Raw genomic sequence first — 15,262 nt, 5'->3', positions numbered from 1 at the left:
CTAATCCTGTTTTGCTTGAATACTACAATAAGTTAATTAAATCAAAACCTAAAAAAGTAGCTATTGGAGCTATAATGCACAAATTAATTAACCACTTTTTTGCAATACTTAGGGATAAAAAGCCCTTTGAATTACGATTACCTGAAGTACATAAAAAATTATATTTAAATAGTAATTTACACGAAGTAATATAACATATAATTTAAAACTCACTCTTGTCCATTATTCGTAAAATAGTAATGGTTTATTAAGTGTACCCTTTTTTAAAAAATTACTTTTTAAAATTTTTTATTTTTTTGTATAACTGGTCTATACCTTAAAAAAAACTTCGCCTCTAAAAAGAGACAAAGGTATAAATAACACTCTGCAGTACCACTCTAATTGCTGCATAATATCAGCCACTCAAATTTATATATCTTTATTAAATATAAAACACTATAACGTATGTTAAACGTTCAAACTTACTTATAAATATTTCAGTTTGACTGCTCAAAGGAGATTTTCATATAGATCCAAGTACTGTTTTCCATCAACCAACAGCTCTCTGTAGCTCTTTACTATATTACTTTGCCTTTTCATCGCACTTACTTTTACATATATGTTAAACTTTTGCTCTTTTTTTGTCAATACTTATCTATTCTAAAGCGCTATCTCCAAACTCAAATCCAACATAATTATGAATAATTTCTATTTTATCTCCTAACTTCTCTTGTAATAAAGCTATTGTATTAACTCCTGTACAGTGTCCAATAAGAAGTCTCTTAACCTTTAAATCTAAAAGTTCTTTAGATACTTGTAATATCTGATTTTCAGAAGCCTTTACTAAATGCATTCCTCCTACAAAAGTATCTATATTATGACAAGCAGTAACTCTCTTAGCTTCCTTTAATATATTTATAACTCCAGTATGAGAACAACCAGATATAACTACAAGACCTTTTTTAGTTTCTATTGCTAAACTTATTTCATCTTCAAAATAATCCTCTATGAATTTTCCATTCTCATCCTCTACATATAATCCATTATCAGTTCTAACATAATCTTTAGGAATAGGTACATTACATATACACCAAACCCCTTTTGCAATTTCAAAACTTTCATGCATATCTTGTCCTAAACTTGATATATTATCAGATACGCTTAATATACTTAAATCTTTCACAGTTCTATCTTCATTAATTCTCACTCTATTTTTAAATGCATTCTTATTAATAATAAAATTATCTTTATTTAATAGATGAGTAATTTTACCTAATCCTAAACCATGATCATAATGCCCATGACTTATAATTACTTTTTCACATTCTTTTAAATCTACGCCTAAAATTTTTGCATTATTTAAAAATATATCCTCTTGTCCAACATCATAAAGATACTTATGCCCCTTTGTTTCAATGTATAAAGACAAGCCATGCATGGCTTTTAACCTACTTTCTAACACTCTATTTTCACATAATGTAACTATTCTCATACAATCCCCCAAAAAAATTATTTTATAGTATAATAATACCATTTTAAAACTTATAAAACAAAAGAGTACCTAATTTCTTAGGCACTCTTTCTGTTTGGATTTTTTTATATGATAATTTAAATTATCTGCTTAATTGACCTGATCCATTTTTCATAAGTCTTAAAACTTCATCTACTGATGAAAGATTTGCATCACCCATCATAGTGTATTTTAAGCATGAACCAGCTGTTGCGAATTCAATGATATCTTGGCTAGACATATTTGAAGATGCAGCATAAATGAATGAAGCCGCAAATGCATCTCCTCCACCAATTTCATCAACAACATTTATATCATATTCTTTAGCTTTGTAGAAGTTTTCTCCATCATATGACCATGCAGTCCATCCCTTGATTTCTTCAGGTCCAACTACAGTTCTAACAATTGCTGTAGAATACTTAAGTCCATAAGTATCTACCATAGCTTTCATTATATCTTCACTGCTCTTACCTGATTTTTGTGGTAATCCTAAAGCTAATTCTGATTCTTCCTTACTTCCTAAAGTAACATCACAGTATGGTAAGATTTCTTTCATTGCTTTACCAAAATCTTCTTCTGACCATAAAGTTGATCTATAGTTTAAGTCTATACTTACTGTTAAGCCTTTTGCTTTAGCAGCCTTCACAGCATCTAAAGTTATTTGCATGCAATTTTCAGAAAGTGCTGGAGTAATTCCTGAGAAGTGGAACCATTCTGCTCCTTCAAATATCTTGTCCCAATTAAAATCTGATGGTTCTGCTTTAGCTATAGCTGAATCTTTTCTATCAAAAACTATTTTAGAAGTTCTTTTTGAATGTCCATATTCGCAGAAATATAACCCCATTCTATCTCCGCCTCTAACTATATCTCTAGTATCAACTCCATATTTTCTTACTTCATTAATTGCACATTGTGCTATATCATTTGCTGGAAGCTTAGTTATATAGCTTACTTCTTTCCCTAAACTTGCAAGTGAAACTGCTGCATTTGCTTCACTTCCACCATAAAATGCGTTAAATTGTTTAGTTTGTGAGAATCTGTCAAAGCCTTGTGGTGAAAGTCTAAGCATGATTTCTCCTAATGCTACTATTTTTCCCATATCTTTCGCTCCTCTTATTTAAAATTTTGTAATTGTAAATTTAACTTGTATACATAGATGATATTTTTTATTGAATTTATTTAGAAATTTTAACTTGTATTTCAATTATATATTAGAACAGCTTAAATTTCAATAACTTTCATATATTTTTCATTTTTCCCTGTAAACGTACTCTTCCCCTTAAATTCTTTTTTTATCTCATAATGGCACCACAATATTAACTTGAATACAAATTTATATACTCTGATTTTTTGTAAAATTTTTTTAAAAGCCAAAAATATTTTAAAATTAAATTCAACTTTCATCCATTATTCACAAAACATCTCCTTTCTTTTGTTGTTTTTCGTCGTTTTTGTATGGTATAATTAACAAAATTGAGAATTCGGAGGTAGTAACTATGCTTAATACTATATTTTCATCATTAAAACCTCTAGGATTTAATGATATAGAAGATGTGGAAATCTATAAAAAGAAAGAAGAAAAAAAATCAAAATTCAATAAAGATCAAGAAAAGAAAGTTTTTAGCACTGATATAGATATAAATACTTTAATATTTGATAGGGAAATACAATGTCCAGTATGTACAAATACATTTAAAATAAAATCTGTAAAGGTAAATGCTCCTAGAATCAAATCTAGAGATTCAGATTTTTTAGTGAGATATAATATAATAAATCCACTTCTATATGATGTATGGGTATGCCCTACCTGTGGTTATTCTGCATTAAAAGGTGACTTTGATAAAATAAAAAATCATCAAAAACCTCTTATAGTTTCTAAAGTAAGCACTCAATGGAAAGGAAAAAAATATCCTCCTATACTAAATGAAGATAATGCTATAGAAAGATTAAAACTTGCCTTACTAAGTGCTATTGCAATGGAAGCAAAAAATAGTACAAAGGCTTATATATGCTTAAAACTTGCATGGATTTATAGATTAAAAGAAGATGATACAAATGAACAAATATTTCTTAAAAAAGCTCTTGAAGGTTTTTTAATTGCTTATAGTAGTGATTTTATGGTTTAGATTCTTATTCTCTTATGTACTTAATTGGTGAATTACATAGACGTACAGGAAATTCAAAAGAAGCCCTTGTGTGGCTTGGAAATGTAATCGTTAGTAGAAATGCTCCTTATAGAATTAAGGAAAAAGCTAGGAATATGAGAGATACTATTAAGTTTGATGAAGAAAATAAAACAGAATAAATTCTTTATAACAAAAGGTAAATTCCAACAATTTTTAAGTCATTGAAATTTACCTTTCTATTTTTAATATTTAAATTACCATTTCATAATCTCTTTTATTTTAGCTACTAGCTTCTTTGAAGCCTTCTCATTAGTTTTTTCTGTAGGATGATAATCAGCTGCAAGCCCATCTTCTGTTGTCTGCTCTTCAAATTCCATAGAATAAATCTTTTCATCATTATTATTTTCTTTATAGATATCTATGGCATCTAGTATACATCCATATAATTCTGCTCCTTTTATTCCTAAAGTACACAAGATAACAGACTCTGGATTATTTTTTCTAACTACATTTAAAAACTCTGAATATTTCTTAGTAAATTCTTTTCTCTTATCTAAATTTTCCTTGCAGAAGGAATAATCATTAGTCCCCAAATTAATAACAATTAAATCTGGCTTATGAGTATTGAAATCCCATTTTAAATCTTCAGGCTTTAAGTCTCCTCCAAAATAGCCATGAGAATATCCAATCTTTTCATAATACTTAGGAAGTAGTTCTGAAGTATTTATTTCATTTTCATCCCCTGTATACCCTGAAATAATTCCATAACCACTATAAGAAACCATGCTATAATCCACATCTAATTTTTCTGCTGTTTTATACGCATATGCCTTTGTAACATCTTCTGTATCAGTTGAAAAATGATGTTCTGGGTCTTCATCATCAACCCCATATCCACATGTAATAGAATCACCAATAAATTCTATGTATTTATCCTTTTTGGGTGTAGGTTTCACTTCATCTTCTGAAACTACCTTTATATTCTTTATACCAATGGTAGACATAGGTGATTCAGAAAGCTTTATAACTTTTAAAACTACCTCTTCACTTTCCTCGCTTGAAAAAACTTTAAATGTAACTTCTTTTTCTTCTATCATGCTTCTAACTACAAGTTTATTATTCACAAAAATTCCTATACGAGCATAGTTTCCTTCTTCACTAGATGATGCTGCAATATTATCCCCAATAACAGTAACCTCAGCTTCTTTTCCTTTAAAAGTACATTCAATACCACTACCAGAAAGAGCACACCATAAAATATCTTTATACTCATAAGTTCTTCCTATTTTCTTTACGTTACCACAAGTAACTTTTACCTCTCTCTTTTCCATAAAAATCCCCCTCATTTATTTTCATAAAAAGTATATCCTTTATATATAAATTATATATTTTTACATTTTTTATGTAAACATTATTTGTAATTTAATACACAAAAAGGATGCACTTAAGTGATTTTTAAATCATTTAAGTGCATCCCTAATTTAATTACTTATTAGTATTTTTAGAAGTATATTTTTTTCTTTCAACCAGTCTTCCCATAAAGAAAGCAATTACCCCTACTCCAATACCAGTTTGAACACAAAATAATAAACTTTCAATTTCTCCTGGAAGTTCTCCACCTATCATAACTTCTGCTATAGGCTGAGCCCACGGCTTACTTTCTTCACCTTGAATTTCTGCTATCATCTCACTTCCAGCATCATCTGATCCACCAAACTCTGCTCCTTTTAAAACAAAAAGAGGAATTACAGCAATTGCTATTGCTAAAACTAATAATATTAATACTGTTTTTGTATCTTTTTTCATATTACTTATCCCCCTTTAAAAATCCTATAGACTTAAGTTCATCATCTGCATATTTTTCTAAACCAATAATTATAACAACTGTTAATATACCCTCAATTATTGCTAAAGGAATTTGAGTTGAAGCAAACACTCCTAAGAACTTAAATACTGAACCAAGTACTCCTCCCTCTGCTGAAGGATAAGCAATTGCAAGCTGAAAACTAGTAACACAATATGTAAATAAATCTCCTAAAGCTGCTGCTATAAAAACTGAAACTCTTCTGCTTACATTAAGTTTCTTTAATAACTTATAAACTGCATAAGATAATATAGGTCCTGCTATTGCCATTGAGAAAGTATTAGCTCCTAATGTAGTAATTCCACCATGTGCTAATAAAATAGCTTGAAAAACCAAAACTATAAGTCCTAATATACTTACTGCATATGGTCCAAATAAAATTGCAGCTAAACCTGTACCTGTCATATGTGAACAGCTTCCTGTTACTGATGGTATTTTTAACGAAGATAATACAAAGACAAAAGCACCAGAAATGGCTAAAATCACTATAGATTTTCTATCTTCCTCTAAAGTCTTTTTAATAGATTTAAAACCTAAATATAAAAATGGAATACATATTATTCCCCAAGCAATACAGTACTTAGGCTGAAGATAACCTTCCATAATATGCATAGCTGAAGCAGTAGTATTTATTTCAAAAAGCATTAATACTACTGTAAGTAAAGTAAGCATTCTTTGTTTTTTCATTTAACTTCTCCTTTCATAAATAAAGTGGACAATGCCACGCTTTTTAATGTATTTAAAATCAGAACATCTTATAACCTCTCATACATTAAAAAAAGACACCTAACTTTAGCGATTCCCACTCACTAAATTAAGCATCTAAAATAAACCCTATTTTGACTTTAACAAAATAAGACTCCATTACATAATATCATCGCTCGTAATATTATGTATCGCGTATAAAAGGCAGGTCTTCTGACTCAAGACAAATCTTTAACACCTTCCCAAAGAAAAAATTCTTAAGTGGCATAACCTTAAAGATTCTTATATCTAACACAGCGGCGGGACCGTAAGAGACTTTCACTCTTTTCCCTATTATCCTGCACAAGAAGAATGCAGGCACCTTTTATACTTAAATTTTTATTTCTATTCCAAAAACACATTTATTTTACAACTTAAATCAACATTCTGTCAACATTTACTACATTTTTTTCAAAATATCTCTAAGCTCTTTGACTGTTCTTGGATATATTTTTTCATCTTTTATAATATTTATACTTTTTAACTCTTCTACTACATCAAGAAGAATTGGAGTTTTTAAATTTGAACTTTCAGTACTTCTAAGTTTTTTTAAGACTTCTAAACATTCTCCATCCTCTATTACTTTTCCATCATCAAACACAATAACTCTATCTGCCCATCTATAAGCAAAGTCCATATCATGGGTTGAAATCATAATAGTTTTATTTTCTACAGAAAGTTTCTCTAAAACCTCTTCTAATATAGATATATTAAGTGGATCTAAAGAGGCTGTAGGTTCATCAAATATAATTACTTCAGGTTTCATTGCTATTATATCTGCAATACTTACTCTCTTTTTTTCTCCTCCACTTAAATAATGAGGAGGTCTATCCTTAAATTTTGTAATATTCATGTATTCCATTGCAGAATATACTCTTTCTTTAACTTCTTCTTTAGATATTTTTAAATTCATTGGACCAAAAGATACCTCGCCTATCACTGTAGAAGCTATTATTTGATTATCTGCATCTTGAAAAACAATTCCAACATTTTTTCTTAGTTTATTTAAATCCTTTTTACCTATAGCTTTTCCTCTATAGATTATTTCTCCTTTATCAGGTGTAAGTACACCATTTATATTTAAGAAAAAAGTTGACTTACCAGCTCCATTATGCCCTAAAACAGCAATCTTTTCTCCCTTATATATACTTAAATTTATGTCTTTAAGTACTTCTTTTTCATGTCCATATGTATAACTTAAATCTTTTACTTTTAAAATAAGTTCCTTTTCCATTATGTCCTCCTCACTACTTAGCAAAATAGAAAATACAAAATATAATAAAAAAATAAGTAGCTGCATATAAAATATACTTTTTATTAATTGGTTTTTCTTCTTCTAAAAAATTTATCTCCCCATCATAACATCTTGCTTCCATAGCACTATAATACGTAGCTGCCTTTTTTATAGATACTATAAAAAGATTACTCAAAGTACTTCCAAAAGTCTTTAAAGAAGTTTTATAATCTACATACCCAAGTCTTGATTTTGCTGAATTCTTCATCTTAACTTGTACGTCCATAATAATAAAAATAAATCTATAAATCATATTCATAAGTTCCATTATAATTTTAGGTACATGAATTTTTCTTAAGGATGATATAATCTCTGTAGAACTTGTTGATAATGTCATCATATAAAGCGCACTTACTGCACCTAAAGCCTTTAATAACAAATTAATCATTTCATATATGCTATTCTTAGTTAAATAAATATAAAATACACCTAAATTAATATTGTAATCTCCTATAGAGTGCTTAGAAACTCCTATTGCTATAGGTAAACTTGCTAAAATCATAAATGTTAAAGGTATGCTTAATAAGGATAAATAATTATGAAAACTGATTTTACCTTTATATACTGTTAATATCCCCATAGATACTGTTATAAAAATAGATGCATAAATATTATTTAGACCAATACATAAAAATAAAGTGATAATGGCAAATAAAATTTTAAAGGATGGATTTATATGTTTAAGCCCAGATATATATGTATAGTAGTCAATGGAATATATATGATCATGTTTATGATGTCCCATATTTTCACCTCCTTTTTATAGATTAACACCAATTATACCATAATATTTAAAATATATTCTTTATATACTGAAAAAGGGAGTTATGATTTTTTCATAACTCCCTTATATAAACTTCTTACTTTATTGCTGAGGAACTACAGCAAAGAATATAAGATCTTCACTACTATCATTTATTAAGCTATGTTCATGTCCTTTTGGGCAATAATGACATACTCCTGCTTCTACTTTTTCATACTCTCCATCATATAAAACTTTCCCTGTACCTTTTAATATATAGATAATTTCACTGTCAATTTCATGAGTATGTAATCCAATAGTTGCACCTGGCTCTAGTCTTCCTTGAAAAATTTTATTCTTTTCATCTGTAAACATTTTAGCATTTAAAGCCTTTTCTCCACCTTTAAAATGTTCTAGAACATCTTCTTTCATATTATTATAATTAATAATCATATTTTCACCCTCTTATTTATATACTATTATTTATTATAACACTTCATCTCTATTTTATATTCATAAAGCCAGACATTAAACATATGCCATCTGCCCCTGCCTCTATAGCACTAATCTTATTTTCATCATTAATACCGCCAATAGCAAAAACTGCAATATTAACTGACTTACATACTTCACTTAAAAACTTTAATCCTCTTGGCTCAAGGTCCTTTTTACAATCAGTTTTAAATATATGACCTGCTGTTATATAATCTGCACCTAAGCTTTCTGCTAAAATAGCATCTTGAACTGAATGAGTAGAAACTCCTATCTTTTCAAAACCCTTAATTTTATCCTTATTCCCTTTTAAAACTTCTAAAGGAAGATGTATTTTTTTATAATTAAGTCTAAGGGATACATCAATAAAATTATGAAGGATACATTCAATATTATATTTTTCACATTTTTTAATTACTTCTTTAGCTAAAGCTTCATATTCCTCTTCACTTAAGTCCTTCTCTCTTAAAACTAATATATCAGGCTTTTTCTTTTTAGCTATAATATCTATTTGTTCTAATAAAGAGCCTGTACATAGCTTTCTATTAGAGAAAGCCACTAATTTATACGAAGACATAATCATTCATTACAGGTTGAAGTCCTTCATTTTTAATAGCATTATAAACTTCATCTACAGTTCTATCATCACAGATTTCAAATTGATTATCACCTTGATCTTCAATATCTGCACTATGACTTCCTATACCTGTACTTACTCCTGCTGAAATTTTTGTAGCTGCAATTCCAACTACCTTATCTCTAAACTCTGCTCTTTCTCTTGTAGAAATAGTCATGCCTGCAAATGGCATAAATATTCTATAAGCACACATTACCTGAAGAAGTTGCTTTTCATGTACATCCTTTGGGTTTATTTTATCATTATTAATTATTGGTCTAAGTCTTGGACATGAGAATGAAATTTCAGCATAAGGATACTTTCTTTGCAAAAGATATGCATGCATTCCTGTTGCAAAGGCATCTAGTCTAAAGTCAGAAAGTCCCAAAAGTGCTGCAAAGGCAACTCCTCTCATGCCACCTTTAAGAGCTCTTTCCTGTGCATTTAATCTATATGGGAATATTCTCTTATGTCCTGATAAATGTAGAGTTTCATATTTATCTGAATCATAAGTTTCCTGGAATACTGTAACATAGTCTACTCCACACTCATGAAGATATGCATATTCATCAGAATTCATTGGATATACTTCAATACCAATATTCTTAAAATACTTCTTAGCTATCTTACATGCTTCTCCTATATATTTAATATCAGACATCTTACGACTTTCACCAGTTAAAATTAAAACTTCTTCAAGACCTGTTTTAGATATAGCCTGCATTTCCTTTTCTATTTCTTCCATGTTAAGTTTTGCTCTTCTTATTTTATTGTGACAGTTAAATCCACAATATACACAGTAATTTTCACAATAATTTGCTATATATAAAGGAGTAAACATACATACACTTGTACCAAAATGTTTTTCCTTCTCTAACTTTGCCCTCCTAGCCATTTGTTCTAAGAAAGGTTCAGCAGCAGGTGATAATAAGGCTGCAAAATCTTCTGGTTTTAATACATCTTTATTTAAAGCTCTTGCTACATCTTTGCCAGTATATGAATTAGGGTCGTAAGAATTCATTTTAGATATAACTTCATCCATTATATTTGATTCTTTTAAAACTTCCATACCTTCAAGATACTTCATATGATCTATTCTTTGCTCCATTTTCTTCTCCTCCTTTTTACTAATCATTTAAAAATCCTGTAAGTGGTGAAGAGGCAGAAGCTCCAAGTTTTCTATCTAAAACTCTTCCAAGTCCAGCTCTGTAAGCTAGTCTTCCAGCTTCAATAGCTGATTTGAATGCAGCTGCCATCATAGGTAAATCATTAGCTGTAGCTAGTGCTGTATTTGCCATAATTGCAGCAGCTCCCATTTCCATAGCTTCACAAGCTTGTGATGGTGAACCTATTCCTGCATCAACTATGATAGGTAAATCTATTTCATCAATTAATATTTTTATAAATTCCTTAGTTACAAGTCCTCTATTAGAACCAATTGGTGCTGCAAGAGGCATAATTGCAGCTGCTCCTGCTTCCTTTAAATCTCTAGCTACATTTAAATCTGGATACATATATGGCATAACAATAAAGCCTTCATCAGCTAAAATCTTAGTTGCCTTAATTGTTTCTTCATTATCTGGTAGAAGATATTTAGAATCTCTCATTATTTCTATTTTTATAAAGTCACCACATCCAAGTTCCCTAGCTAAATGAGCAATTCTTACTGCTTCCTTTGCATTTCTAGCTCCTGATGTATTTGGTATAAGGGTTATTCCTTCAGGGATGGCATCCATAATATTTACGTTATCATCCTTATTAGTATTAGCTCTTCTTACTGCTAAAGTTATCATTTCTGCGCCTGCATTTTCTACTGCTGCCTTAATTAAATTCACATTATATTTTCCTGAACCAAGTATGAAACGTGAATTAAATTCATGTCCTCCAATTATTAATTTATCCTCATTTTTATTCATAATTATATCTCCTCTATTCCTAAAATTAATCTTATAACCATATTTGCTTCATGTCCTGCACATATACTAACTCTACCTGCCATAAGCCCTATACCGCTATAAGCATCTGTTTTTCTATCCCCACAAAGGTAAAGATTTTTCATAATTCTTTTTGTTTCAATTTCATTGCTACTTCCATACCCAGCCATTCCTGAAGAAGAAACAATCTTCATATCAGGACATTTCTCTAAAAGAGTATTAACTAGTATTGCTTTATTGTCTGGGTTATCAAAAGCTTCGCATACTATAGGATAATCTTTAAAAATCCTAAAAGCATTCTCTTCAGTTACTTTAACTGTTTCAGTTGTAATATTTAAATATGGATTTATATTTAATAAAAGCTCTTTTAAAGCCTCTGTTTTTAATCTTCCTAAATGTTCAATTGTATAAGCTTGCCTGTTTAAATTAGTTAAGTCCACTGTATCAAAATCTACTAAGTGAATATGTCCAATGCCAGACCTTGCAAGACATACTGCTGTATTTGAACCAATTCCTCCAAGTCCAGCTACAGCAACCTTTGCTTCCTTAAGCTTTTTATATATTTCAGTAGAAAATCTTTTATCCATTGCCTCTTCTAATTCTTCTCTTGAAGGCTTTCTTACTTCATTTTTCATAATATCAGCCCCCTCCAACAAAACTTACAACTTCTAATTTATCTCCTTTGGCTATCATAGTTTTTGCATAATCAGCCTTAGGAACTATATTGCCATTAAGCTCAACAGCCACTCTTGAAATAGTGTAATTTTCTTGTTTTAAATAATCTTCTAAAGATAAATCAACTGCATTTTCTACTATTTCACCATTTACTTTAACCATACCTATGCCCCCTATATTTTTTCAACAACTAAAAAAGGCCGCACAAAGGAAACTACACCCGTGGTGGTGTACCCCTTCGTGCGACCTTACATGTCACATTCTATTGAAAATTATAGTTTTATTTCTTTAATTTGTCAACACATTCTTTATATATCTTTCTTCTAGTATTTTAGTATTACTAACAGAAGGAAACTATGCCCCTTGAGCCATTAACTAATATTTCATCTCCATCATGAATTCTGCTAGTTGCATTTCCAGTTGCTAAAACTAATGGTATCTTATATTCCCTAGCTATAGATGTTGAATGAGATAATATACCTCCAGTATCTGATACTACTGCTGAAGCAATTGAGAATATTGGAATCCATTCAGGCGGTATATGTTTACAAATCATAATATCTCCACTTTTTATCTTGGATAAATCTTCCTTTTCAAGAACCAAACAAGCTCTACCTCTCTTAATACCATAACTAGCATTTATACCTGTTAGTATATTATTACTTTCATCTACATCTGATATAAGTTCAAACAAATCTTTCCATTTAAGTTCAGCTTCTTCTCTATAAAACTTTCTTAAATTAATATTTTTATTATCTTCCTCTGATAAAAAACCTCTATTACAAACTTCTAAAAGTTCATAAAAAAATAAAAACCATAAGTCCTTTATATCTGTATTTAATGTTTTAGAGATATGTTTTAAATTTTTCCTAAGTAGCAAATTGCATTTTTCCCATAAATACTTCATTTCTTCCTGATATACATTGTACTCACAGAAATTTAAAAAGTTTTCTGTATTTCCTCTTTGATTATTAGTTTCCTTATTATATATATCCTGCCTCTTATAAAATAAGTCTAGTACATCACAGAATTCTTCTTTGCTTTCTAGCCAAGATATAGATGAAAAAGGATAATAACTATAATCACTTTCACATCCATACTTTTCTAAAAACTCATCTATTTTTTTATCTCTATTATCCTCATCTTCAGATATACTTTTAATAAGTTTCTTTATTTCATAGTTTATTTTACTCATGCAATAAGGAGTTTTTTCAAAATAAGCTTCACTTATATTTTTCTTATTTCTAAAATGAAAGTTTAACTTTCTACTAATCATCATAGGTATAATAAAATATTTAAATCGTGTACTACCTATCTTCTCCAATAAATTTGCTAGCTTAACAAATATAATTGCTCGCTCTCTTAAAGTCATATCTTCATCACATTTATTCTCTATATTATAAAATTCTTTTTTACATTCATCTAAAGCCTTTTTTCCATACACTTTATTATTTTTAACATAAAAAAAACTCTTAAAACCATTTAAGCACTTAAAAATATTTGTATTTATTTTAGTTTTAGGAGTGGTCAAAGAAACTATACCCTTATTGTCTATAATAAAATTTTCACCAATCTCTATACCTACGTCCCCTAAGACTCCTTTTCTACTATTACCAACTAATTGAGCCAAATGAAAATCTAAAGGATAAAATACATAAGGCGTATGCCCCAAAACTACTGCTAATCTTTTTTTCTGCTTTTTAGAAAGATATTTTTTATTTTTTTGAAAAGTTAAATCATCAAACATATTACTTTTAATTGATGTCATGGATCTTGATTGAAGAATATAAAATTTATTATCTTTTAATACCCATTCAATATCTACATAATTCATACATATCTTTTCTATTCTCTTACCAATTCTATAAAGCCTGTTTAATTGTTCTTCATTTAATACACATTCATTTCTCTTTTCTTCTTCTACATCAACCTCAATAACTTCTTTATCTCCATAAACTATCTTTTTATCTTTCTTTCCAATATATTTTTTATTTACTTTTCCTGTTTGATTTAATATGTACTTATCACTACTAATAATATCTAATACCCCTGATTTTCCAAGGCCATATGATGCACTAACAAGCATCTCTTTCCTATCCCCATCTAATATATTTGCAGTAAATAATATTCCTGATACTTCAGCTTCAATCATCTCCTGCACCACAACTGCTGCCTTAATTTCTGAAAAACCATATCCAACATCTTTTCTATATCTTACTGACTTATAAGTAAAACATGATGCAAAACAATCTTTTATTCTTGTTAAAACATCTTCAAAGCTTTGAACATTTAGATAAGTCTCTTGTTGTCCTGCAAAGCTTGTATCTAATAAATCTTCAGCTGTTGGTGAAGATCTTACTGCAACTCTAGCATTCTCTCCGAGCTTTTCATATGCTTTTTTTATTTCATTAAGCATATCTTCAGGGAAAGTACCTTCTTTAATATATTTACGAATTTCTAAATAGTTATCCTTTTCATCTTCTGTTATATAAATTCCATTACTGCTAAGATATCTTTCATAAGCAATGGTACTTATTACAAATCCACTTGGGACCAAAAATTTTTTTCTAAGGAGTTCCCCTAAGTTTGCACCTTTTCCTCCTACTAAATTAATATTTTTTCTGCTCAACTCTTCTAAATTGATTACATACATAAAAATCCCCCTATGAATAATTGGACTTATAAAAATCCACAAAAACAGTATAATATTACATTCCTTATAATGTCAAATATTCAATTCTTTTCTTTATTTTATATTTCTATTTATTTCGTAATCTTTTTAATTTCAAAAAATATTTAAAGACAATTCAAATAATTGCTTTTATATTTATATAGATAAAAGACAAAATTTTCTCTATATCTTTTTATAAAATGTAAATTATGCAATAAAATAGACATTTTACGCTATAACTATAATTTTTTTTATGATTCTAGTAGTAGATGTATTTTATACTTATGATTTGGTTCTTTCCAATGTTAGTTGAATATCATTAGTATATAACATCATACTTTTAAACTTTCCAATTTAATAACTTTCATTCTCAAAGTTTCAAAACTACATCTACCATACATAATTCTTTTTATAACTTTAATTTTATTTACACTGCCTTCAGCTAATCCATTATTGTATTTTAAAATAATAGCATTTTTTACAGCATCAATATCTTGATTTATTCCATTAACGAAACTTTTAATTTCACTAATATTTAATTTTAAAGACTCTTCAATCCATAAATCTAGTTTATTTATATCTTTCTCTTTTAATATGTGTCTAAAAGCATTAACT

The 15,262-nt window shown here is 28.9% G+C and carries 18 protein-coding genes, 1 pseudogene, 1 riboswitch and 1 other annotated feature; of the genes and pseudogenes, 3 read left to right on the top strand and 16 right to left on the bottom strand.

Going from position 1 to position 15,262, the window contains the following annotated elements; genetic code table 11:
- Positions 1–194: pseudogene (locus BM384_RS17940) on the top strand (IS110 family transposase); the annotation flags it as partial.
- A 143-nt stretch (positions 195–337) separates the two neighbouring features.
- Positions 338–588, bottom strand: a binding site (T-box leader).
- A 46-nt stretch (positions 589–634) separates the two neighbouring features.
- On the opposite strand, the gene BM384_RS09725 reads toward BM384_RS17940, so the two are convergent.
- The 3 genes from BM384_RS09725 to BM384_RS17935 all read right to left on the bottom strand — a co-directional run bounded on the left by BM384_RS09725 (position 635) and on the right by BM384_RS17935 (position 2,893).
- Positions 635–1,471, bottom strand: coding sequence for an MBL fold metallo-hydrolase (locus tag BM384_RS09725; RefSeq protein WP_175537332.1), 837 nt, complete (start codon positions 1,469–1,471; stop codon positions 635–637).
- A 121-nt stretch (positions 1,472–1,592) separates the two neighbouring features.
- The gene (locus tag BM384_RS09720; RefSeq protein WP_090013229.1) at positions 1,593–2,588 is read right to left on the bottom strand and encodes a sugar kinase; all 996 of its coding nucleotides are present in this window, start codon (positions 2,586–2,588) and stop codon (positions 1,593–1,595) included.
- 122 nt (positions 2,589–2,710) lie between these two features.
- Entirely contained in the window at positions 2,711–2,893 is a 183-nt protein-coding gene (locus BM384_RS17935) for a hypothetical protein (protein ID WP_090013227.1), read from the bottom strand.
- Positions 2,894–2,985: 92 nt separating this feature from the next.
- Here BM384_RS17935 and BM384_RS09710 point away from each other — a divergent pair, with 92 nt between their 5' ends.
- On the top strand, positions 2,986–3,615 hold the full coding sequence (locus BM384_RS09710) for a DUF2225 domain-containing protein (RefSeq protein ID WP_278280911.1): 630 nt from the start codon (positions 2,986–2,988) through the stop codon (positions 3,613–3,615).
- Positions 3,616–3,629: 14 nt separating this feature from the next.
- A complete protein-coding gene (locus tag BM384_RS18505; RefSeq protein ID WP_278280910.1) occupies positions 3,630–3,794 on the top strand; it encodes a DUF2225 domain-containing protein in 165 nt (54 codons plus the stop codon).
- Positions 3,795–3,869: 75 nt separating this feature from the next.
- Here the strand turns inward: BM384_RS18505 and BM384_RS09705 are convergent, their stop codons facing one another.
- From BM384_RS09705 to BM384_RS09645, 13 genes are all read right to left on the bottom strand, one after another.
- Positions 3,870–4,946, bottom strand: a complete 1,077-nt coding sequence (locus BM384_RS09705; protein WP_090013225.1) for an SGNH/GDSL hydrolase family protein — start codon at positions 4,944–4,946, stop codon at positions 3,870–3,872.
- Positions 4,947–5,100: 154 nt separating this feature from the next.
- On the bottom strand, positions 5,101–5,421 hold the full coding sequence (locus tag BM384_RS09700; protein WP_090013223.1) for an energy-coupling factor ABC transporter substrate-binding protein: 321 nt from the start codon (positions 5,419–5,421) through the stop codon (positions 5,101–5,103).
- 1 nt (position 5,422) lies between these two features.
- Entirely contained in the window at positions 5,423–6,166 is a 744-nt protein-coding gene (locus BM384_RS09695; protein ID WP_090013222.1) for an energy-coupling factor ABC transporter permease, read from the bottom strand.
- A gap of 203 nt (positions 6,167–6,369) precedes the next feature.
- A riboswitch (cobalamin riboswitch) is annotated at positions 6,370–6,564 on the bottom strand.
- 59 nt (positions 6,565–6,623) lie between these two features.
- Positions 6,624–7,457 (bottom strand): energy-coupling factor ABC transporter ATP-binding protein, encoded by an 834-nt coding sequence (locus tag BM384_RS09690; protein WP_090013220.1) that lies wholly within the window; start codon positions 7,455–7,457, stop codon positions 6,624–6,626.
- A 13-nt stretch (positions 7,458–7,470) separates the two neighbouring features.
- Positions 7,471–8,262, bottom strand: coding sequence for a cobalt ECF transporter T component CbiQ (gene cbiQ, locus BM384_RS09685; protein WP_090013218.1), 792 nt, complete (start codon positions 8,260–8,262; stop codon positions 7,471–7,473).
- 120 nt (positions 8,263–8,382) lie between these two features.
- A complete protein-coding gene (locus BM384_RS09680; RefSeq protein ID WP_090013217.1) occupies positions 8,383–8,712 on the bottom strand; it encodes a cupin domain-containing protein in 330 nt (109 codons plus the stop codon).
- Positions 8,713–8,761: 49 nt separating this feature from the next.
- Positions 8,762–9,328: a thiamine phosphate synthase gene (locus BM384_RS09675; RefSeq protein WP_175537331.1), complete on the bottom strand. Its 567-nt coding sequence runs from the start codon at positions 9,326–9,328 to the stop codon at positions 8,762–8,764.
- On the bottom strand, positions 9,315–10,475 hold the full coding sequence (gene thiH / locus BM384_RS09670) for a 2-iminoacetate synthase ThiH (protein ID WP_090013213.1): 1,161 nt from the start codon (positions 10,473–10,475) through the stop codon (positions 9,315–9,317). Before thiH ends, BM384_RS09675 begins: the two co-directional genes overlap by 14 nt.
- Positions 10,476–10,494: 19 nt before the next feature.
- Positions 10,495–11,283 (bottom strand): thiazole synthase, encoded by a 789-nt coding sequence (locus BM384_RS09665; protein ID WP_090013211.1) that lies wholly within the window; start codon positions 11,281–11,283, stop codon positions 10,495–10,497.
- Between the two features lie 2 nt (positions 11,284–11,285).
- Positions 11,286–11,936, bottom strand: a complete 651-nt coding sequence (gene thiF, locus BM384_RS09660) for a sulfur carrier protein ThiS adenylyltransferase ThiF (RefSeq protein WP_090013209.1) — start codon at positions 11,934–11,936, stop codon at positions 11,286–11,288.
- 4 nt (positions 11,937–11,940) lie between these two features.
- Positions 11,941–12,138 (bottom strand): sulfur carrier protein ThiS, encoded by a 198-nt coding sequence (thiS, locus tag BM384_RS09655; protein ID WP_090013207.1) that lies wholly within the window; start codon positions 12,136–12,138, stop codon positions 11,941–11,943.
- Between the two features lie 178 nt (positions 12,139–12,316).
- On the bottom strand, positions 12,317–14,629 hold the full coding sequence (locus BM384_RS09650) for a PEP/pyruvate-binding domain-containing protein (RefSeq protein ID WP_090013205.1): 2,313 nt from the start codon (positions 14,627–14,629) through the stop codon (positions 12,317–12,319).
- 350 nt (positions 14,630–14,979) lie between these two features.
- Positions 14,980–15,262: transposase (locus tag BM384_RS09645; RefSeq protein WP_139232084.1), on the bottom strand; the 283-nt coding region annotated here is incomplete at its 5' end.

The organism is Clostridium sp. DSM 8431 (assembly GCF_900116755.1).
Lineage (GTDB): Bacteria > Bacillota > Clostridia > Clostridiales > Clostridiaceae > Clostridium.
This window is presented reverse-complemented; position numbering and strand designations above follow the sequence as displayed.